This window comes from Pseudobdellovibrionaceae bacterium (assembly GCA_019637875.1).
GTDB lineage: Bacteria > Bdellovibrionota > Bdellovibrionia > Bdellovibrionales > Bdellovibrionaceae > JAHBUW01.
This window is the reverse complement of the sequence record JAHBUW010000006.1, coordinates 71,159-88,982: the sequence shown is the minus strand read 5'-3', so window position 1 is coordinate 88,982 and position 17,824 is coordinate 71,159. Positions and strand designations below refer to the sequence as shown.

At 59.2% G+C, this 17,824-nt stretch carries 20 protein-coding genes; 14 read left to right on the top strand and 6 right to left on the bottom strand.

Annotated elements, in window-relative coordinates:
- Nucleotides 1–6 precede the first annotated feature (6 nt).
- The 3 genes from KF767_09245 (at nucleotide 7) to KF767_09235 (ending at nucleotide 2,521) form a co-directional block, all read left to right on the top strand.
- Nucleotides 7–1,341 (top strand): insulinase family protein, encoded by a 1,335-nt coding sequence (locus tag KF767_09245; protein MBX3018063.1) that lies wholly within the window; start codon nucleotides 7–9, stop codon nucleotides 1,339–1,341.
- Nucleotides 1,342–1,363: 22 nt separating this feature from the next.
- Complete coding sequence (gene dut / locus KF767_09240) at nucleotides 1,364–1,828, top strand: dUTP diphosphatase (GenBank protein ID MBX3018062.1); 465 nt, start codon at nucleotides 1,364–1,366, stop codon at nucleotides 1,826–1,828.
- 282 nt (nucleotides 1,829–2,110) lie between these two features.
- Nucleotides 2,111–2,521 (top strand): translation initiation factor, encoded by a 411-nt coding sequence (locus KF767_09235; GenBank protein ID MBX3018061.1) that lies wholly within the window; start codon nucleotides 2,111–2,113, stop codon nucleotides 2,519–2,521.
- 50 nt (nucleotides 2,522–2,571) lie between these two features.
- Here KF767_09235 and KF767_09230 read toward each other — a convergent pair whose 3' ends face one another.
- From KF767_09230 to KF767_09220, 3 genes are all read right to left on the bottom strand, one after another.
- Nucleotides 2,572–2,931: a hypothetical protein gene (locus KF767_09230; protein MBX3018060.1), complete on the bottom strand. Its 360-nt coding sequence runs from the start codon at nucleotides 2,929–2,931 to the stop codon at nucleotides 2,572–2,574.
- A 102-nt stretch (nucleotides 2,932–3,033) separates the two neighbouring features.
- A complete protein-coding gene (locus tag KF767_09225) occupies nucleotides 3,034–3,627 on the bottom strand; it encodes a hypothetical protein (GenBank protein ID MBX3018059.1) in 594 nt (197 codons plus the stop codon).
- A 32-nt stretch (nucleotides 3,628–3,659) separates the two neighbouring features.
- The gene (locus KF767_09220) at nucleotides 3,660–4,334 is read right to left on the bottom strand and encodes a hypothetical protein (GenBank protein ID MBX3018058.1); all 675 of its coding nucleotides are present in this window, start codon (nucleotides 4,332–4,334) and stop codon (nucleotides 3,660–3,662) included.
- An 84-nt stretch (nucleotides 4,335–4,418) separates the two neighbouring features.
- Here KF767_09220 and KF767_09215 point away from each other — a divergent pair, with 84 nt between their 5' ends.
- The 11 genes from KF767_09215 (at nucleotide 4,419) to KF767_09165 (ending at nucleotide 15,839) form a co-directional block, all read left to right on the top strand.
- On the top strand, nucleotides 4,419–4,850 hold the full coding sequence (locus KF767_09215; protein MBX3018057.1) for a hypothetical protein: 432 nt from the start codon (nucleotides 4,419–4,421) through the stop codon (nucleotides 4,848–4,850).
- Nucleotides 4,851–4,894: 44 nt separating this feature from the next.
- Complete coding sequence (locus KF767_09210) at nucleotides 4,895–5,599, top strand: polyprenol monophosphomannose synthase (GenBank protein ID MBX3018056.1); 705 nt, start codon at nucleotides 4,895–4,897, stop codon at nucleotides 5,597–5,599.
- Nucleotides 5,599–6,600 (top strand): hypothetical protein, encoded by a 1,002-nt coding sequence (locus tag KF767_09205; GenBank protein ID MBX3018055.1) that lies wholly within the window; start codon nucleotides 5,599–5,601, stop codon nucleotides 6,598–6,600. The genes KF767_09210 and KF767_09205 overlap by 1 nt, the downstream gene beginning before the upstream one ends.
- A 31-nt stretch (nucleotides 6,601–6,631) precedes the next feature.
- Nucleotides 6,632–8,617: a DNA mismatch repair endonuclease MutL gene (gene mutL, locus KF767_09200; protein MBX3018054.1), complete on the top strand. Its 1,986-nt coding sequence runs from the start codon at nucleotides 6,632–6,634 to the stop codon at nucleotides 8,615–8,617.
- On the top strand, nucleotides 8,614–9,528 hold the full coding sequence (gene miaA / locus KF767_09195) for a tRNA (adenosine(37)-N6)-dimethylallyltransferase MiaA (GenBank protein ID MBX3018053.1): 915 nt from the start codon (nucleotides 8,614–8,616) through the stop codon (nucleotides 9,526–9,528). Before mutL ends, miaA begins: the two co-directional genes overlap by 4 nt.
- A 58-nt stretch (nucleotides 9,529–9,586) precedes the next feature.
- Nucleotides 9,587–10,465: a YicC family protein gene (locus tag KF767_09190; GenBank protein ID MBX3018052.1), complete on the top strand. Its 879-nt coding sequence runs from the start codon at nucleotides 9,587–9,589 to the stop codon at nucleotides 10,463–10,465.
- Nucleotides 10,462–11,028 carry a guanylate kinase gene (gene gmk / locus KF767_09185; GenBank protein MBX3018051.1) on the top strand — a complete coding sequence of 189 codons (567 nt, stop codon included), beginning with the start codon at nucleotides 10,462–10,464 and terminating at the stop codon, nucleotides 11,026–11,028. The genes KF767_09190 and gmk overlap by 4 nt, the downstream gene beginning before the upstream one ends.
- A 29-nt stretch (nucleotides 11,029–11,057) precedes the next feature.
- Nucleotides 11,058–11,297, top strand: a complete 240-nt coding sequence (rpoZ, locus tag KF767_09180; GenBank protein ID MBX3018050.1) for a DNA-directed RNA polymerase subunit omega — start codon at nucleotides 11,058–11,060, stop codon at nucleotides 11,295–11,297.
- Nucleotides 11,298–11,376: 79 nt separating this feature from the next.
- Nucleotides 11,377–13,605, top strand: coding sequence for a bifunctional (p)ppGpp synthetase/guanosine-3',5'-bis(diphosphate) 3'-pyrophosphohydrolase (locus tag KF767_09175; protein MBX3018049.1), 2,229 nt, complete (start codon nucleotides 11,377–11,379; stop codon nucleotides 13,603–13,605).
- A 21-nt stretch (nucleotides 13,606–13,626) separates the two neighbouring features.
- Entirely contained in the window at nucleotides 13,627–14,592 is a 966-nt protein-coding gene (locus tag KF767_09170) for a DUF4421 family protein (protein ID MBX3018048.1), read from the top strand.
- A 65-nt stretch (nucleotides 14,593–14,657) separates the two neighbouring features.
- Nucleotides 14,658–15,839, top strand: a complete 1,182-nt coding sequence (locus KF767_09165) for a hypothetical protein (GenBank protein MBX3018047.1) — start codon at nucleotides 14,658–14,660, stop codon at nucleotides 15,837–15,839.
- A 4-nt stretch (nucleotides 15,840–15,843) separates the two neighbouring features.
- Here KF767_09165 and KF767_09160 read toward each other — a convergent pair whose 3' ends face one another.
- Genes KF767_09160 through KF767_09150 form a run of 3 tightly spaced genes read right to left on the bottom strand, consistent with a single transcriptional unit; the run spans nucleotide 15,844 to nucleotide 17,783 of the window.
- Nucleotides 15,844–16,503 (bottom strand): SGNH/GDSL hydrolase family protein, encoded by a 660-nt coding sequence (locus tag KF767_09160; GenBank protein ID MBX3018046.1) that lies wholly within the window; start codon nucleotides 16,501–16,503, stop codon nucleotides 15,844–15,846.
- A 43-nt stretch (nucleotides 16,504–16,546) separates the two neighbouring features.
- Complete coding sequence (locus tag KF767_09155; protein MBX3018045.1) at nucleotides 16,547–17,452, bottom strand: hypothetical protein; 906 nt, start codon at nucleotides 17,450–17,452, stop codon at nucleotides 16,547–16,549.
- A complete protein-coding gene (locus KF767_09150; GenBank protein ID MBX3018044.1) occupies nucleotides 17,445–17,783 on the bottom strand; it encodes a hypothetical protein in 339 nt (112 codons plus the stop codon). Before KF767_09150 ends, KF767_09155 begins: the two co-directional genes overlap by 8 nt.
- Nucleotides 17,784–17,824: the final 41 nt, after the last annotated feature.

Sequence of the window (17,824 nt, the reverse complement as noted above, 5' to 3'; positions counted from 1 at the left end):
GACGAATTGAAGCGTAAACAAGCGCCCAAGACCAGAGGCCGTTCGGAAGCGACGGCCTCTGTTCGTTTTCAGAAGTCCACGCTGTCCAACGGCGTGCGGGTCGTGACCGAACACCATCCCTTCGTGCAGTCGTTGTCCATCGGGGTCTGGGTCATGTCCGGGACGCGCGACGAAGATGCGGGGCTGAACGGGATCTCGCATTTTTTGGAGCATCTGGTTTTCAAGGGCACGAAGAAACGTTCGGCCTACCAGATCGCGCGTTCGTTGGAAGAGGTTGGCGGCGAGCTCAATGCCTTCACCACGCGCGAGTACACCTGCTATCACGCCACCGTTTTGCAACGGGACTGGCGACTGGCTTTGGATGTCTTGGCCGATCTTGTGACCAATATGAAAATCAAACCGCGCGATTTCGAGAAAGAGCGCGAAGTGATCCTGGAAGAGATCTTGATGGCGGGGGATGACCCGGAAGATCTCGCCTATGATTTATTTTTGCAGAAAATCTTCCCGCGCCATCAACTGGGGAAAATGATTCTGGGGACCGAGAAGTCCCTGGCGGCCATGAAACTTTCCGATATCGTCGCTTACTACCGCGAACGTTATCAGGGGAAACACCTGATCATCTCGGCGGCGGGGGCTTTGGATCACGATGATTTCGTGGCCGAGGTGGAAAGTCTTTTCGGCCGCAAGCCGAGTGCGGGCCGGATGCCGGCGCGGCGCGCGCCGAAAACTCAGGGCTTCGCCATGGGTGTGAATCGTCCGACCGAGCAGCTGCATTTGTTGATGGGCGTGCCTTGTCCGTCGTTTCGGGATCCGTCGCGCTTTGCGAGCTTTCTGATCAACGCATGGCTGGGCGGCGGGATGACCTCGCACTTGTACCAGAAGGTGCGCGAGAAGCGCGGTCTGGTTTACTCGATCTATTCGGCTCTGCACACCTTCACCGATGCGGGCATGATGAATATCGGCGCGTCGGCGGCGCCCGCGAAGATGGCGGACGTGGTGGAAGAGGTCTTCGACACGATGCTGAAGCTTTCCGAGAAGGGGATGACCGAACGCGAGATCCGCTTTTATCAGCGTCAGATCGAGGGTTCGCTCCGACTGGGGGCGGAAGACGTCGAAAATCGCATGAATTCACTGGCGATCAATGAGATGGTTTTCGGCGCTTACCGGCCCGTGCAGCAGGTGATCGAAGAGATCAACCAGGTGACCGAGGCCGACATCCGTCGTGCTTTGAAGCAGTGGCGGGACAAGGATTTGGGCGTGCTGTTCGTCGGTGCGAATGCCGAGAGCGTGCACGAGTGGTATCAAGGGGCGCGCGCCAAGGGCCGCCTCAGAATCGATTAGGGGGATGACCATGATTACGAAACTGCAAACCTTCGCGATGAAAGTGAAGACCTGGCCGCATTTCCGGGGGGAGGCGCCGAAGTACCAGACGGCGTTGGCTTCGGGCTTTGACGTGCGCGCGCAGCTGGATGCCCCCATGGTCGTGAAACCTCTCGAGCGGGTGTTGGTGCCCACGGGACTCAGCTTCGAGATCCCCGAGGGCTTCGAGATCCAGGCGCGCCCGCGCTCGGGTTTGGCGATCAAGCAGGGGCTGACGCTTTTGAATACGCCCGGCACCATCGACGCCGACTACCGCGGCGAAGTGAAGATCATCATCATCAATCTGAGCCAAGAGGCCGTTACCATCCAGGACCAAGACCGGATCGCGCAGCTCGTGCTGTGCCCCGTTTACCAGGCCGAGTTCCAGTTCGTGGAAGAGCTGTCGGAGACGGTTCGCGGCGCGGGTGGCTTCGGGTCCACCGGAGTGGCGACGACGCCTTCGGTGTAGGGAAGGACGTGGCGCCGTCGGTGCCATGAACGTGCTTCGAGTTGCCGGCTTCGTTCGGTCTTGTCCGGGATTCGGCAGCCGCTGAAGCTAGGGGTTCTTGAAGGGACGACTTTTCTTTAGAATCGGTTCAGTTTTACTTCCGGCGCCGGAAGTAAAATCCGCTGGCGAGAGCGCGGTGGATTGGCCGTCGAGCCGTAAAACGAGATCACTCCCGATTCGGAAGTTGCACGGTTTTTTGTTCTCAGGGCGCGAGATCACAGATTCAAACGGAGTAATGACCCTATGTCTTCGAATAAAACGAAAACCGGACAGGGCTTGGGAAGCCTCGGATCGCTGACCGGGAATACGGGGCTCGTGTGGTCGAACGATCCGAAGGATCAGGCGAAGATCGCGGCGGCGGCGCAGAAAAAGCCGGGGAACGTTCCCGAGAAGATGATTCAGCCCGGTTCGTTCACGGCCGTCTTTCGGATCGAAAAGGGTGGGCGGGGCGGGAAGACCGTCACGGTCATCGACCAGCTCCCGCGGCATGAGACTTTTTTGAAAGAGCTGTGCAAGGAACTGAAGAATAAGTGCGGCACGGGCGGCACTTTCGAGGTCGAATCCGATCGCGGTTTCATCGAGATTCAGGGCGACAAGCGCGACCAAATCAAACAGATCTTCGAGAAGAAGGGCTTTCGGTTTAAAGGGATGTGAAACATCCTCAATGGACCAGGGATGTGAAACATCCCCTTTCAATCACCTGATTAATTCAAATACAGACGCTTGTGCGTGATGAAGCTCGAGACGAACTCGTTCTTCGCGTCCAGATTCACGCAGACCCACCACTTGGTGTAGGCCGAGAATCCGCCCGGCGTGGGGACTTTCGCGTGACCCGTCACCGTCCAGCGGCAACCGGGCTCACTGAAGGTGAAGCTCATCTCGTTGATGTCCTCGTATTTCATCGACAGAGAGCCGGCCTCGCCATCGATGGCACCCGTGTACTTCAGCATCACGCACTCGCGCACGCTCTGGTCCAGCGCGCTCATGGTGCCCGTCGGGCGCGACAGGTTCGCGAAGCTCAAGAGGGGGAGCATCAAAACCGACAGCAGAACGAGTGAGCGCATGAAACCTCCAGGGACCCTGGAAGTACCAGGGGGCCTTGGGGATCGCCAAGCGTGCTCGACGGCATTGAAAAATGGACCGAAAATCGGCGGGGCGGATCGGTGTTATTCGCCCAGTTGCACGGGCGGGGCCCGTAGGGACTCGTTCATGGAGCGCTCGAAGCGGATCGCGTCCAGGCGGCTCCAGGCCCAGACCATCATGAACAGGAAATAGACCAAAATCACCGAGCGCGCGACGAGCCGGCGGGGCAGCCCGAACTGGGTCGTCAGTCCCGCGATCAGGATGAAGCCCGTGAATGCCAGGCCGATCAGACTGATCGGCGGGAAGAACTCGCTCGCGATCTGGAACAGGAAAAACGGAATGTTCGCGAAGAAAAGAACCGTGACCATCTTCCGCATCGAAAGGCTTTGGCCCGCGAAGATCTGGAAGAAGTAGTAGAAAAAGCCCGCGCCGATCAGGATCAGGATGATCGAGATGACCGGAATCATGATCAGGCCGTAAACGGTGGACGCGAAACTTGTCTGTACGAGGCCCGCCGCGCAGCCCGTAACCGCCGTCACGCCCGCGATCTGGAACAAGAGCTCGGGCCAGCTCCAGTCGGGAAGCTCTTGGATCCCTTGAATGGGGTTACGCAAATAGCGCACGTAGGTTTGGAGCGAATTCTTGATGTAGGACGGCGTAAGCAGCTGCTTCAGCATACGGCCATCATGGTCGGAAGTGGGCTAACTTGTCAAAACGAGGTTTCGAGTCGCACCATCAGATCGGCGGAATTGCGATCCAGCGATTGATCGACGAGCGCCGTCCGCAAGGAAATCTCGGCGCCGATGTTCACCCGGTCGGTCAGAAGTGAATCGAGGCCCCCCGCCACGATGAGGTTCGGCGACTCTTCGCTGACGCTCACGTTGTGGACGGGATCGGTGAAACGGATATAGCGCGTGGACAAACCCGTGCCCGCGCGGAATCCCAGCTTCGAACCCAGGCTTTGACGGTGCATGACCTTCAAGTCGACTTCGCGCAGGGCGTGCGTTTCGGTTCCGGATTCGCGCGTGCCGAAGTTGCGCAGCGCGAGCTCGGCCATCCACTGCGGCGAGAACAGATCGATGCCGAGACCGATCTGAAAGCCGTTCATCCCGCGGCTCAGAGAACGATCGCTGACGCGATAGTTGTTGAACGATGCGGCCATCGCGATGGAGGCGTGCAGATTGATTTCGTCGAGCTGATTCGTGCGACGGGGAGCGGTCACCTTTTTGCGTTTCGCTTTCAACTGGTCCACGAGATCTTGGTACGAGAGTTCTTCGACACCGTCCTCGGCCGCGTGCGCGGGGAATGTCGGCGCGAACAGGGCCGCCGTCAGGGCGACCGGACCAAGGGCGAGGGTGAAAAGTCGTGCGAGTTTTTTTGCCATAGGCTTTCAGTGTAATCGAAACGCGATTCTTCGCAAAACCGGGCTTCCGTTTCTGGACTCTTTGCGGGCACACTGAAGATCAAGATGAAGAAGTTTTTCCATTCGCGGGTCCAAGTGCTGTGCGCCTTCTGTCGCAGCCCCCGTCACATTCATCGCAAACGCCATATCGGCGTGATCGACTTCGCGGGTTCGGCGCTCGGCGCGGCCGCGATCACGGCTGCCGTCTTCGGCGGTTTTGATGGGCGGGGTTTGCTTATTTTCGGTGCCTTCGTGGTCGCCGCGGAAATCTTCGTGCAGATGCGCTGGCGTGTTTCGATCCCGTGCCCCCACTGCGGGTTTGATCCCGTTTTGTATTCGCGCAAACCGGAAGATGCCGCCGAAAAGGTCAAAATCCGTTTGGCGGCCCGCAAGAACGATCCACGCGCGCTGCTGGGCCGTCCGCTCAGCATCCCCGTGCGCCGAATCACCCCCGAAGATCGGCGACACAAAGGCCAAAATCTGTCGCGCGAAGTTTGAAGACTTGATCCCCACAGGTCCCCGGCCGATACTGGGATCCACCTATGAAAAGCCTGATCCTGGTGCCGACCTACAATGAACGCGAGAACATCCAGCCGCTGATGAAAGCGGTGCTCGACGTGAATCCCGAAGTTCACATTTTGGTGATCGACGACAGCTCACCCGACGGCACGGGAGAGCTCGTGAAAGCCGAGGCCGCGAAGGATCCGCGCATTCATTTGCTCTCGCGCGCGCAGAAACAAGGTTTGGGCCGCGCGTACATCGCGGGATTCAAATGGGGCCTTGAGAAAAACTACGACACGCTCGTCGAAATGGACGCGGATTTTTCCCACCGACCGGAAGATCTGAAGCTCATCCTCGCGAAGTTCCAACCCGGCGTCGACTTCGTGATCGGCTCGCGCTACGTCCCCGGCGGACGAACGGTGAACTGGGGACTCCTGCGCAAAATCATCTCGCGCGGAGGCAGTCTTTATTCGCGCCTCATTTTGGGTTATCCGGTGAATGATTGGACCGGCGGGTTCAATGCGTGGACCCGTCGCGCGCTCGACGTGATCCAACTCGACCGGGTCACCTCGAACGGTTACAGCTTCCAGATCGAACTCAAGTACCGCGCGCTTCGTGGCGGTTGCAAGGGCGTCGAATCACCCATCGTTTTCGAAGATCGTCGCGTGGGGCAGTCGAAGATGTCTTTGAACATCGTCCTTGAGGCCTTCTACAAGGTCTGGCAGATCCGCTGGAGCTCCACCTGATGGCGGGGGTTCGGTTCGCGGGACTCGCGTTCGTGCTCGCGCTCGTGTGGGGAACCCCCGCGAGCTTCGCGCAGGGGACAAGGCCGCGTCCGTCTCGCCCCACGAACGCCAATCCCAATTCGCAGATGCAAAAAGGCCGCGTCGTCGTCCCCGTGGCCGACGTCTACGCCGGACCGAACTTCGATCAGCAGGTCATCGGCCGCGTGCGGTTGGGCTCGACGTGGTGGATTTCCAAACGCATTTACGGCGCCTTCTACCAAGTCCGCATCGGTAAAGAGCGGATCGGGTACGTGACCGACGCCGACATCAAGCCGGTCTCGAGCGCGCAGGCCCGCGCGGCGGAAAGAGCCGCCAAGTCGGCCGCCAAACCGAAACCGCCGCCGCCGCAGCAGCCCTCCGCCGCGCCCGCAGGACAGGTCCACGAAGGCGCGCATCTCGCGGGCGGGACGCTCGCGCGCAAAGCCTTCGACGAACAGGATTTCCAAGGCGTGAGCTTCATGATGCTACGCTACCGCGAAGAGACGATGGGACTACGACCCACCGACAATCTGCTCACGATCGGCTTCAAAGCGACGGGCAACGACGTTTTGATCGAGGGGCTACCGACGGAGCTGAACGTGCAGCTGTCGCCCGCCGCGCCCAAGTATTACGAGCAGGCGACCGCGCGGGGGACGGAAGGTTTTCTGTTCATCCTGGACGGCATGATGGTCGCGCCCCGCACCCACGGACCGAATACGATGACGTTTTTCGGTTTCGGCCCGATGTTCCGCTTTTCGAAGTTCGGCGTCACCTTGCCGGTGGCGGGGAAAGACGAGTTCTACAGCCTGGAGGACATGGCCGTGGGCATGAAGTTCAACGTGGGGGCTTCCCAGCGCTTCGGAAGCTTTGCGACGCGTCTGGATTTTCAATATTTCTGGGAAAAGCAGCAGTATTACGGCCTCTCCGTGGCTTTCCAATTCGCATCATCCAATACGGCTTTGCAGAGCCCCCCTTCCCGTTGACCCGGCTCTAAAATCGGGTTGAATACCCGCCATGAAGAGCACCACCGAACTCCACCGAGTCCTGGCTTTACCGGAAACCGTCATCGATCAAATCGCCGCTGGCGAAGTCGTCGAGCGTCCTTCGCACCTGGTGAAAGAGCTGGTCGAAAATAGCCTTGATGCGGGCGCCACCTCGGTCACCGTGGATGTTTTCGAAGGCGGACGTGGCGTTTCGGTGAAAGATAACGGCCACGGCATTCACCGCGACGATCTGGCGTTGATCTTAAAGCGACATACGACCTCGAAAATCAAAAGTGCCGAAGATCTTTGGAAGCTTTCGAGCTTCGGTTTTCGCGGCGAGGCGCTCAGCTCGATCTCGGCCGTTTCGAAGTTGCGGGTTTTGTCCAAACGTCAGGGCGCGAAAGAGGCCTACCAGATCGAGGCGCACTTCGGAAAAGAGCAGCCCTTCGATAGCGTGTCGCACGACGTGGGCACCACGATCGAGGTGCGCGAGCTCTTCGCGAATTTGCCCGCGCGTCTGAAGTTTCTGAAATCGGGTTCGGCCGAGGTTTCGGCGATTCGGCAGATGGTGAAATCCATCGCGCTCGTGAATCCCACCATCGAATTCCGTTTCCGCGTGGAAGGGGAGCTTGATTTCTACGTCGCCGCCGCGAAGGATTTCTTCGAACGCGTGCAGATGGTGCTCGGCGAGGATCGTCTGTGCCATACCCTGGCCGAGCGCGACGGCATGTCGCTGGAGCTCGTGTTCTCGGACCCGCATCTGGTGCAGAAAACCAGTCGGGCCCTGTGGTTTTTCGTGCAGGGGCGCCCCGTGCAAGACAAATCCCTGCAGGCCGCGATCGTCGAGGCTTACCGCGGAACGCTTATGCATGGCGAGTATCCGATGGCGGTCTTGAAGTTGAACGTTCCCACCGACGAGGTGGACGTGAACATTCACCCCACGAAATCCCAGGTGAAATTCCTGAAGCCCAACTTGATTTTCAGCTTCGTCCACCACGCGCTTCGCCGCGGTCTGGAAGAGCATCTGAAGCCGCGCAACCAGGTCCGCGTGGACGCACCTGAGATTCCGCAGACCCTCGCTTTCGACTCGGCGGAACTTTCGCGCGTGCAGTACCAGACGAAGGATCTGCACTCGCCGCTGAAGGTGTCGGACGAGCCCCTCTTTGCGAAACCCGCCATGTCCGGCGCCCGCGCCTCGCAACCGAATTTTGCGCCGGGGGCGCCGCAGTCGGGGGCGCCTGAGCCGGGGGCTTCGGCCCCATCGGCCGTGACCCCCGCGACGTCCGGCTTCGCGAGTGTCGACATGATCGTCGAGTCCGTGCCGAGCGCTGCGCACTCGACGGTCTCGTCGTCCGCGCTTCAGCCGGGGGCGCTTCAGTCGTCCGTGCCCCAGCCGACGGCCATCGCGCCGGCTCCCGCCAAGGCTGCGGGCACCTGGGCACGGCTTCAGGTCTTGGCCCAAGCGCATCTGACCTATCTCGTTTGCCAAAGCGATCAGGGACTGTGCCTGGTCGATCAACACGCGGCCCACGAGCGCGTTCTGTTCGAAACCCTGCACCGCGCGTGGCAGGACGGGAAGGGAACGGCGCAACCGCTTTTGTTCCCGCTGGCGGTGGATCTGTCGCCCGAGCAGATCGAAGCGCTCGAACTCGTGAAGGACGGCTTCAAAAAAATGGGGCTGCAGTGGGAGGGACTCGGACCCGGAACGATCGGCATCGTGCAGATCCCCGAACTCGTGAAAGAGGCCGCGCTCCCGCAGCTGCTCAAAAAAATCGCCGACGATATTCTGCGCCAGGGCGGCTCGTTCGAATTCGAAAAAGCCGTGCACGAGATCCTTTCGACGATGGCCTGCCATTCGGCGATCCGCGCGGGACAGGCGCTGAGCTCGAACGAGATGCGCGCGCTGCTGGAGCAGATGGACGAGTTTCCGTTTTCGCAGTTCTGCCCGCACGGTCGCCCGGTGTCGGTGCGCTGGAGCGTGGAAGAACTCGAACGTGAGTTCGGGCGCCGCAAGTGAAGGTGGTCTTCTGGGTGGGCGCGACGGGAACCGGCAAGACGGCCCGTGCGCTCGACAATGCCGAACTTCATCACGCGGACATCCTGAACGCCGACAGCGTGCAGATGTACGAGGGCGTCGATATCGGCTCGGCGAAACCCACCGCGGAAGAGCGCGCCCGCGCGCCGCATTTCCTGTTTGATCTCGTGAAGTACCCCGAGGTTTTGACCGCCGGGGACTACAACCGCCATTTCTTCGAGTTGCTCAATCAACACCGGCCGCAGCGGCGTCCGCAGTTCGTCGTCGGCGGCACCGGCTTCTATTTTCAGGCGATCGAAAAGGGGATTCTCGAGATCCCGAAAGCGAATCCCGAAACGGCGAAACGCCTGGAGGCCGAAATCGCCGAACCCGGCGGCGAGGCGAAGCTGCATCAAAGACTGCAAGCCCTTGATCCCGTGGCGGGGGCGCGGATTCATGCGCGCGATCATTACCGGGTCGTGCGCGCCCTCGACATCATCGAGGCGACGGGCCAAAGCCTGACGTCACTTTTAGAGGCGCACAAAAATTCGGGCCCGCGCTTTCCCGATCCGCTTTTGAAGCTGGGCTTACGGATGGAGCGTGAAGAGCACCTCCAAATTCTGCGTGAACGCACGCGCCGGATGCTTCAAGACGGATGGCTGGATGAGGTTCAAGGCTTGATCGGCAAAGGTCAGGGCGAATGGGAGCCGCTCGGGGCGGTCGGCTACCGGGAATGTGTCCAATTTTTGCGCGGCGAGTTCCCCCGAGAAGAGCTCGAGGATCGCATCGTGCAGTCGACCTCGCGCCTGGCCAAAAAGCAGCGCACTTGGTTTCAAAAAGACCCCGAAATCCGCTGGTTTCACCCCTCCCAGAAGAGTGAAATTGCGGATGCCGTGGCCGCCTTTTTGGGATGACCGACGCCGACCGTCGTGTTAGCAAGTTGTGAACCGCCTCGTAGATCCAAGGAGCCCCATGAAAAGCATGACCGGTTACGGCCATGGGAAGGTTCAAACACTCGAAAGCCTCATTGAGGTTTCGGTCCGCTCGGTGAACGGCCGCTTCTTGGAGCCGCGTTTTCACCTGCCCCGCGAGTACATCGCGTTCGAAGGCGAGCTCAAAAAGATCCTGCAGAAAAACTTCAGCCGCGGCACCATGGACGTTTACGTTCTTCGGCGCGTGCGTTGGGATCAGGTCGAATCCAAAGTCGTCGTCCAGAACTCGCTGGTGAAAGAGTACGACAAGGCCTTGCGTCAGATCGCGAAGTCGCTGAAGACGAAGTTCGAACCCAGCGTCGAGGCGATGGCCCGCATGCCCGACGTGCTTAAAATCGAAACTCAAGACCACGTCAGCTCGTCCGAGAAAAAAGCGCTCCTGAAGGCGATGGAGACCGCCTGCGCGGCCTGCGTGACCGAGCGCACGCGCGAAGGCGCTTCGCTCAAACACGACATGGAAAAGTCGCTGAAGGCGCTGGAAAACCTGGTCGGCGAAATCATGAAGGTGCGCGAAGAGGTCAACAAGGGCCTGCAGGCGAAGGTCGAGCAGAAGCTGAAAAGCCGCTTCCAGGGCGGGGAGCTCGATCCGGCGCGCCTCAGCCAAGAGGTCGTTTTCCTGCTCGACAAGTCGGACATCAACGAGGAGCTCGTGCGCTTGAAAGAGCACACCAAGAACTACCGCGCGCTGCTCAGCACGCCGGGCTCACTCGGTAAGAAATTGGATTTCTACACTCAGGAACTTTTGCGTGAAGTGAATACGATCGGGTCGAAGTCGAGCGTGTCACAGCTGACGCAAAACGTGGTGGAAGCGAAAACCCTCATCGAACGGCTTCGGGAACAGGTGCAGAACATCGAATGAAGGCGAATCTCATCATCGTGGCCGCCCCGTCGGGCGCCGGGAAATCCAGTTTTGTCGAACGTATCTGTCGGGAAGAGCCCCGGTTGGTGGATACCGTCACTTACACCACGCGCTCGATGCGCCGGGGGGAAAGTCAGGGGCATCCCTACCACTTCGTTTCGAAGTCCGAGTTCGAGGCGTTGATCGACCGCAACTTCTTCGTCGAGTGGGCCTTTGTTCACAACAATATGTACGGGACCCCGCTGAACCAGCTGGAAGAGGCTTGGAAGTCGGGGAAGGCCGTCATCATGGATGTCGACATCCAGGGCGCCGCGACCTTCCGCGCGAAGTTCCCGGACCAGGCGGCGGGGATCTTCATTTTGCCTCCGAGTTTAGATGAATTGGAGCGCCGCATCGTAAAGCGGGATGGCCAACGCCCCTCGGATCTGGACGTCCGCCTGAAGAATGCGCAGATTGAAACCGCAAAAGCCCATGAGTTCGATTACCAGGTCGTGAATGACGACTTCGAGCGCTCCTATGCGGAGTTCAAGAAAATCGTTGAGGATTTGCTGAAACCCCGGTAATAATTGGGGTTTTCATAGAGAGGTACTCGATGGCTCGTGTCACGGTTGAAGATTGCTTGGACAAAGTTCCGAATCGTTTCGCACTGGTTCTGCTCGTCGCGAAGCGCGCGAAGCAACTCATGAAGGGTGCTGAACTCACCGTGGCCACCAAAGGGAACAAGATGATCGTCGGGTCACTCCGCGAAGTCGCCTCGGGCAACGTGATCTTCGATCACAACCCCTCGCACGGTCCGACCGTCGAGCAGATCGAAAAAGACCTGAACAAGTAAGACAACTCGCCGTCCTGTTTTGAGCGCTTCCGCCGAGAGGCGCTCAACAAAGTCTCGCCGCCCAGAATAGAATATCCCTATGCTCGATTTCGCGGCCGGGGAGAAACTCCCCGACAAACATATCCGAAGCTTGGAAGAGCTTTGCGACAAAATTCTCGCCTACCATCCGCAAGCGGACCTCAACGTCGTCCGCAAGGCCTATGACTTTTCCGAAAAAGCCCATGCCGGACAGATTCGCCGCAGCGGTGAAGCCTACATCTCCCATCCGCTGAGTGTCGCGGGCATCCTGGCGGATCTGCGTTTGGATCTGGATTCGATCATCACCGGGCTTTTGCACGATACGGTCGAAGACACGAGCGTCACCATCCAAGACGTGAAGGCCGAGTTCGGCGAGGCCGTCTCGCACTTGGTGGACGGGGTCACGAAGATCTCGAAGATGAATTTCAAAACGAGCACCGAGCGCCAAGGCGAGAACATCCGCAAGATGATCGTCGCCATGGGAAAAGACGTGCGCGTGATCCTGGTGAAGCTGTGCGATCGTCTGCACAACATGCGGACGCTGAATCACATGCCCTACGAGAAACAGGCCCGCATCGCGCTCGAGACGCTTGAGATCTACGCGCCCTTGGCGAGTCGTCTCGGTATCAGCTCGCTGAAGACCGAACTCGAAGATCTGTCGTTCCGTTACTATCGGCCCGACCAGTTCTACCAGCTCTCGCAAAAAGTCGATCTTTTGGAAAAAGACCAAGCTCGCTACATCGACGACGTCAAACGTATCGTCTCGAAAGAGCTGGAGGGTTCGGGGTTCCGGAACTTCGAAGTGCTGGGCCGTTCGAAGCACTTGTGGTCGATCTACCGGAAGATGACGAACCGGAACATCGACTTCGAGCAGGTGAACGACGTCCTCGCGTTCCGGGTCATCGTGGATACCATCAGCCAGTGCTACGAAGTCCTCGGTCACGTCCACTCGATCTGGAAACCGATCCCCGGGCGTTTCAAGGACTTCATCGCCATGCCCAAGGCCAACGACTACCAGTCGCTTCACACCACGGTCGTGGGCCCCGGCGGGGAGCGGATCGAAATTCAGATCCGCACCAAGCAGATGAACTTGATCGCCGAGCGCGGGATCGCCGCGCACTGGAAGTACAAAGAGCGCGGCAAAGTCGACGATGAGACCTCGCAGAAATTCGATTGGCTGCGCGATCTGTTGAACTGGCAGTCCACCGTGCGCGACGCGGATGAGCTTCTCGATACGGTGAAGACCGATCTTTTCGAGAGCGAGATTTACGTCTTCACGCCGAAAGGCGACGTCAAAGAGTTCCCGGACGGGGCGACGCCGCTGGATTTTGCCTACTCGGTCCACACCGATGTCGGTCACAAATGCGTGGGCGCGCGGATCAACGGCAAGATGGTGCCGCTGAAGTACCGTTTGAAGAACGGGGACTCGGTCGAAATCGTGACCTCCAATACGCAGGCGCCGTCGAAGGACTGGCTCAAGATGTGCGTCACGAACCGGGCCAAATCCAAAATTCGCGCCTTCGTGAAGGAAGAGCAGCGCAAACGTTCGCTGATTCTGGGCAAGGAATTGGTGGACCGCGAATTCCGCAAATTCGGCGCGGCCGCGTCCCGCTACGTCGGCAAGGGCGAGGAGTGGGCGGCGTTACTTAAGGATTTCGGCCTGCATAACGACGATGAAGTTTTCGTGCGCGTCGGCTACGGCAAAATGGAACCGAAGCACATCCTCGAACGTTTGGCGCCCGAGCTGAAGAACCTCGACGTCAAACCGAAGGAAGAATCCGAACCTTCCTTCATGCAAAAGGTGCTGAAGAACGCGCAGGCGAAATCCAAGAAGTCGGGCTCGCTGATCTCGGTCTCGGGGATGGACGACGTTCTGGTGTACTACGCGAAGTGCTGCAACCCCATTCCGGGCGACGGGATCGTGGGCTTCATCACGCGCGGCCGCGGGATCACGGTGCACCGCTCGGACTGCCGCAAGGCCTTCGAGTTCGACCAGGATCGTCGCGTCGACGTCGCGTGGACGCAGAAATCCGCCGAGGGCGATGCCGAACGTCTGGTGAAGATCCAGGTGTTCTCGCAGAACGTGCAGGGGCTTTTGAAACTCATGTCCGAGGCCTTCTCGGCGCAGGGGATGAACATCCAAAACGTGAACGCGCGTACGACCCGCGACCAGAAGGCGATTGCGACCTTCGAGGTCACCGTGCGCAATACCGAGCAGCTGAACAACGTGATCTTGGGCCTACAGAAGATCAAAGGCGTTCTCGGCGTCAGTCGCGTCACGGACACTTAAGACTTAAAAAGGAGAAAAGCCGTGGTCGTCCTTCGATTACTTGCCGCGCTTTTTTGTTTGCACGCCGCCACGGCGCACGCGAAATCCTACGAAGACATCAAGGGGAACCCGCTTTCCGTGAAGCTCGGCATTTCGATCCCGAGCCTGAATATGGAATTGCGTGAGCGTCATATCGCGCAGCTCGACGCGCTCGAATACGTCCCCCATACGCGGTCGTCGACTTATTTGTCGGTGGCTTACGATTGGTGGGGCTTCAGCGTTTCCAGCGTCAACGCCACCGCGGACGAAGATGATCGCATGAAGGGGAAATCCAAGGCGCAAGATTGGCAATTCCGTTTCAATTTCGAAAAGACAAGTTACGAATTCTTCTACCAAAATTATCAGGGCTATTTTCTAGAAGACCATCCGTCGCAGCCGCGCGCGGTGAACGCGCCTTATCTTCAATTTCCGGATATGCGGACCGAACACTTCGGAGCGAACTTTCTTTACAATTGGAATCCGGACGACTTTTCGATCGCGGCCGTGATGGATCAAACCGAGCGGCAGAATCACAGCTCGTGGGCGTGGCTGTTGGGGGCTTCCGTGCACGGCATGCGCTTCGCGAATCCGACGTCGATCGTGCCCACCGCGTTGCAATCCACCTTTGGTGAATTCAATAACGTTCGCTCGGGGCGCCTTTATTCGACCCTGGCTGGGGCGGGCTTGGGCGGGACGTGGGTCCCGGCGGAAAAATTCTACGTTTCGGGGCTCGCGGTCGTCTATTTCGGCGTCGAGAAACAAAGCATCGAGTCGACGACGGAAGACTACGAATACTTCGGTACGACATCGAAAATTCACATGAAGATGAGCGTCGGCTACAACGGTGATCAATGGGTCAGCGGGGTACAGGCGAACTCCGATGCGGCGAAATATAATGTCCGTAACGCTGAAATGAATTTTATGAACATGGCGATCCAGCTCTTCGTGGGGCGTAGATTTGACCTTTAGTTCTTGAGCTGGCCTTTAAGAAAAATGAAGTTCAAAAAATGGTGCCTCAGAGTTGCAATGGGCACATGACGGCCACCGAAAATCTGCGTATCGAAGCGCTGGAAAAATACCGCGATCACTACGCGGTCGAAGATCAAGTTCTTTTGCAACTCTGTCGAATCGCCGCGAAAGTCTGCGACGCGCCCATCGCGGCGGTCAGTTGGATCGGCAAAGATGAGCAGTGGTTTCAATGCGCGCACGGAACACCGCTCGGCCGCGTGCCGCGCGCGCTCGCCCCGTGCGACAAAGTGGTGCGTTCCAAAATGGCCGTGGAGACCCCTGACTTTACCGCCGATCCGCAATGGCGGGACTCGCCGCTTTTCGAAAAAGGGTTGCGGGCGTATTTCGGTTTTCCGATGATCGACAAAGCGGGCTTCGCCTTGGGATCGTTCTGCATTCTGGATACGCGCGCCCGCTCCTTAAGCGATGTTCAACGCGAAGTCGCGCGCGAGCTGTGCCAGCTGGTCGTCGCGCGCATCGAAGCGGCGACTTACGTGCACGGTTTAGTTCGCGAAGTGCGCCATCACGAGCCGCTCGCGCAGCTCGGGCTCGTGGCCGGGGGATTGATCCACGAAATCGCAAGCCCGCTGACGGCCCTCATTCACCGCTCTTCCGCGGCGCGCATGAGTTTCGAAGAGGGGCGTCAGGACGTGTCCGAACAGCTTCTGCGCCAAGAGGCGCTGGCGCAAAGGATCTTAAAGATCGTGGCGGCGGTGCGCGGTTTCGCCGAAAGGCCCGAGGAACTGCCGAGCGAAAGACTCTGCATCGCGGATTTGATCGATCAAATGTTGATCGCGGTTCACGCCGACCAACAGAAACAGAAAATCGCGATGTATTTCGACGTGCCGTCGGATCTTCATCTGCGCGGAAACTCCGTCATGTGCGTGCAGATTTTGGTGAACCTGTTCAACAATGCCGCCCAAGCGATGGAAGCCACCGAGTCGAAATGGATCGAGATTTCGGCGGCGCCGTCGGCCGAAGAAGGCTTCGTCGATTTGCGTTTCCGCGACGGCGGCGCCGGAATCAGCGAAGAGGTGCGAAGCCGTCTGGATCACGCTTTCGTTTCGACGAAGTTCGGCCGCGGTGGTTTGGGCTTGGGACTGACGATCTGTCGGCGTTTCGCCGAGCAGATGTCGGGTTCACTCACGCTGGATCCGGATCGCGCGCGCACGACTTTCATTCTGCGGCTGCCGAAGTTTTCGCGCTAAAGGATCAGTCCTTCTTGGGATTGAGGGCCGTGACCAGGCGTTCGCACATCGTGGCGTAGCCTTTGTCGTTCGGATGCAGGCGATCGCTCATCAGCTCTTTATCGCCCCAGAAGCCTTTCATGCCATCGAAGACCAGAAAACCCGCGGTTTCGGCCATGCGGCCCAGTCGCGCCATGCGGGCGGCGCTTTCGGCCGGGGGCTGTGCCAGCAAATAAACCACCTTGATCTTACGGGCCGTGAGCTCCGTGGCGATCGTTTCGAAATTGCGAACCGACTCTTCGGCGGTGAAGCCCGAGCCGAGCACGTCTTCCAAAACGTCGTTGCCGCCCGCACTCAAAAAGACGATCGCCGCCGCTTCGCCGGTCGCGGCCTTGATTTGCGCGACGATATCGTGAGTGGTCGCGCCCGGGACGGCGCGCACGACGGACTCGGCGCCCGTGATTTTCTTCAAGCAGCCGGCGGGCGTGACATCAGGGGACTTTGCGCCGAAACCGTACGCCAGGCTATCGCCGAAGATCAACGCGCGAGTGACGGGCGCCGGTTTTTGTTCCGTCGGTCCGCCGCCGCGTCGGGGAGGATTGATCTCTTGGTTTTTAGAGTTTTTCTGGCAGCCCGCGATCAGGGCGAATGAGAAAATCAGCAGGGCGAGATTTCGGCGCGACATGGTTCCCCCTCGGAAGAGACCCACCCGGCGCGCCGTTTCTGGCTTAGAACTTCCAGCCGTAGCCCGCGCGCAGGTAGATCGCGTTCAGGTTAATCCCCGCGAAAGGGAAAAGTCCATACTCAACCACGAGCGGAATGTAGCCCTTCTGCCCCACGGCAATGTCGGCTCCACCCCCGAGCAGAATCACTTGGTTCGTGCTGGTCGCTTCGAGGTTCGAGATGTTGTTCGATTTCGACATCGCCATCAGGAACGCGTAACCCGCGCCGGCCCAAATGCGCGTGGGGCCCGAAGTCAGGTTGAACTGCGCCGCGACTTCCGCGGAAAGGTAGTTCAGCGCGAGCGTACAAGAGGTGGAGTTCGAGCAGACGGGGGCCTTGGACGGATCCGAAACGCTCGCGGTCGTATTCAGCGTTTCAAGACCGCCCGCCGCGCGGACGGTGAAGCCCGCCGACATGTGATAGTCGTAGATCGCCTTGAAGTTGAAGCTGTTGCCCTTGAGCGCCAGGCTGTCTTCGACCACGGTGGTGTTCACGCGCGTGCGCGCCGTGATCGTCGCGTTGGACATCGCCATGCCGCCCAGGATCCCGAAGCCTTGTTTGTAGCGGCGGCGCAAAAGATCGCGTTCGTTCGAGCGGCTGGCATCCGAGAAGCCGCCGGAAGGGGCGGATTGTCCCGATTTCAGGATGAGCGTGAATCCGGATTTCGCGCCCCCGCGCGTGATTTGACCGATGGCGCGATCACCCTTGATGGAAGAGACGCGTAAAACGCCGGTGCGCTTCCCTTGCGGGCTCATGAGCCAGAGCTCGGTGCCGATCCCGACGCTGAGTCCTTCGAGCTCGATCATCGCGCGTTTGCCTTTGACCTGCGCGACCCGGGCCGCATCGGCGAAATCCGCCGCGAGCAGAATGAGAAGTGCGAGGCCGAGACCCCGAAGCCACAGTTTACTCATGATGTTCTTCCCCGTTTTTCGCAAATTCGGACAAACAGACGCTGATTTCGGATTCGTTCAAACGCTGAACCACCAGGCTTGAGCCCACGGGTGTGGACCACAGGGCTTCGCGCGCCTCTTGGACCCAGCAGGACTCCGAGTCTTCATTGAGCTGCACATCTTTTTGCGCGTCCATGTGCGCCGGCGCGCGCGAGACGCCGATTTCGGTTTTCACGTTGCCCCCGGCGCGGGCTTCGAACTGGTCGCGGCCTTTGTTGCGGTAGATCGAGCAGCCCGAAAGAAGGCTTGCGACCGCGAGGGTGGAAAGAATGACTCGTGATGTTGCGCGCATGACTTAACAATCATAACCACGCGATTCGAGAAAGAAAACGA

Excerpts from the sequence above, each read along its gene's own strand:
- KF767_09235 (MBX3018061.1), top strand. The coding sequence starts at position 2,111 with ATGTCTTCGAATAAAACGAAAACCGGACAGGGCTTGGGAAGCCTCGGA.
- KF767_09230 (MBX3018060.1), bottom strand. The coding sequence starts at position 2,931 with ATGCGCTCACTCGTTCTGCTGTCGGTTTTGATGCTCCCCCTCTTGAGC.
- KF767_09225 (MBX3018059.1), bottom strand. The coding sequence starts at position 3,627 with ATGCTGAAGCAGCTGCTTACGCCGTCCTACATCAAGAATTCGCTCCAA.
- KF767_09220 (MBX3018058.1), bottom strand. The coding sequence starts at position 4,334 with ATGGCAAAAAAACTCGCACGACTTTTCACCCTCGCCCTTGGTCCGGTC.
- KF767_09215 (MBX3018057.1), top strand. The coding sequence starts at position 4,419 with ATGAAGAAGTTTTTCCATTCGCGGGTCCAAGTGCTGTGCGCCTTCTGT.
- KF767_09210 (MBX3018056.1), top strand. The coding sequence starts at position 4,895 with ATGAAAAGCCTGATCCTGGTGCCGACCTACAATGAACGCGAGAACATC.
- KF767_09205 (MBX3018055.1), top strand. The coding sequence starts at position 5,599 with ATGGCGGGGGTTCGGTTCGCGGGACTCGCGTTCGTGCTCGCGCTCGTG.
- mutL (MBX3018054.1), top strand. The coding sequence starts at position 6,632 with ATGAAGAGCACCACCGAACTCCACCGAGTCCTGGCTTTACCGGAAACC.
- KF767_09190 (MBX3018052.1), top strand. The coding sequence starts at position 9,587 with ATGAAAAGCATGACCGGTTACGGCCATGGGAAGGTTCAAACACTCGAA.
- gmk (MBX3018051.1), top strand. The coding sequence starts at position 10,462 with ATGAAGGCGAATCTCATCATCGTGGCCGCCCCGTCGGGCGCCGGGAAA.
- rpoZ (MBX3018050.1), top strand. The coding sequence starts at position 11,058 with ATGGCTCGTGTCACGGTTGAAGATTGCTTGGACAAAGTTCCGAATCGT.
- KF767_09175 (MBX3018049.1), top strand. The coding sequence starts at position 11,377 with ATGCTCGATTTCGCGGCCGGGGAGAAACTCCCCGACAAACATATCCGA.
- KF767_09165 (MBX3018047.1), top strand. The coding sequence starts at position 14,658 with ATGACGGCCACCGAAAATCTGCGTATCGAAGCGCTGGAAAAATACCGC.
- KF767_09160 (MBX3018046.1), bottom strand. The coding sequence starts at position 16,503 with ATGTCGCGCCGAAATCTCGCCCTGCTGATTTTCTCATTCGCCCTGATC.
- KF767_09155 (MBX3018045.1), bottom strand. The coding sequence starts at position 17,452 with ATGAGTAAACTGTGGCTTCGGGGTCTCGGCCTCGCACTTCTCATTCTG.
- KF767_09150 (MBX3018044.1), bottom strand. The coding sequence starts at position 17,783 with ATGCGCGCAACATCACGAGTCATTCTTTCCACCCTCGCGGTCGCAAGC.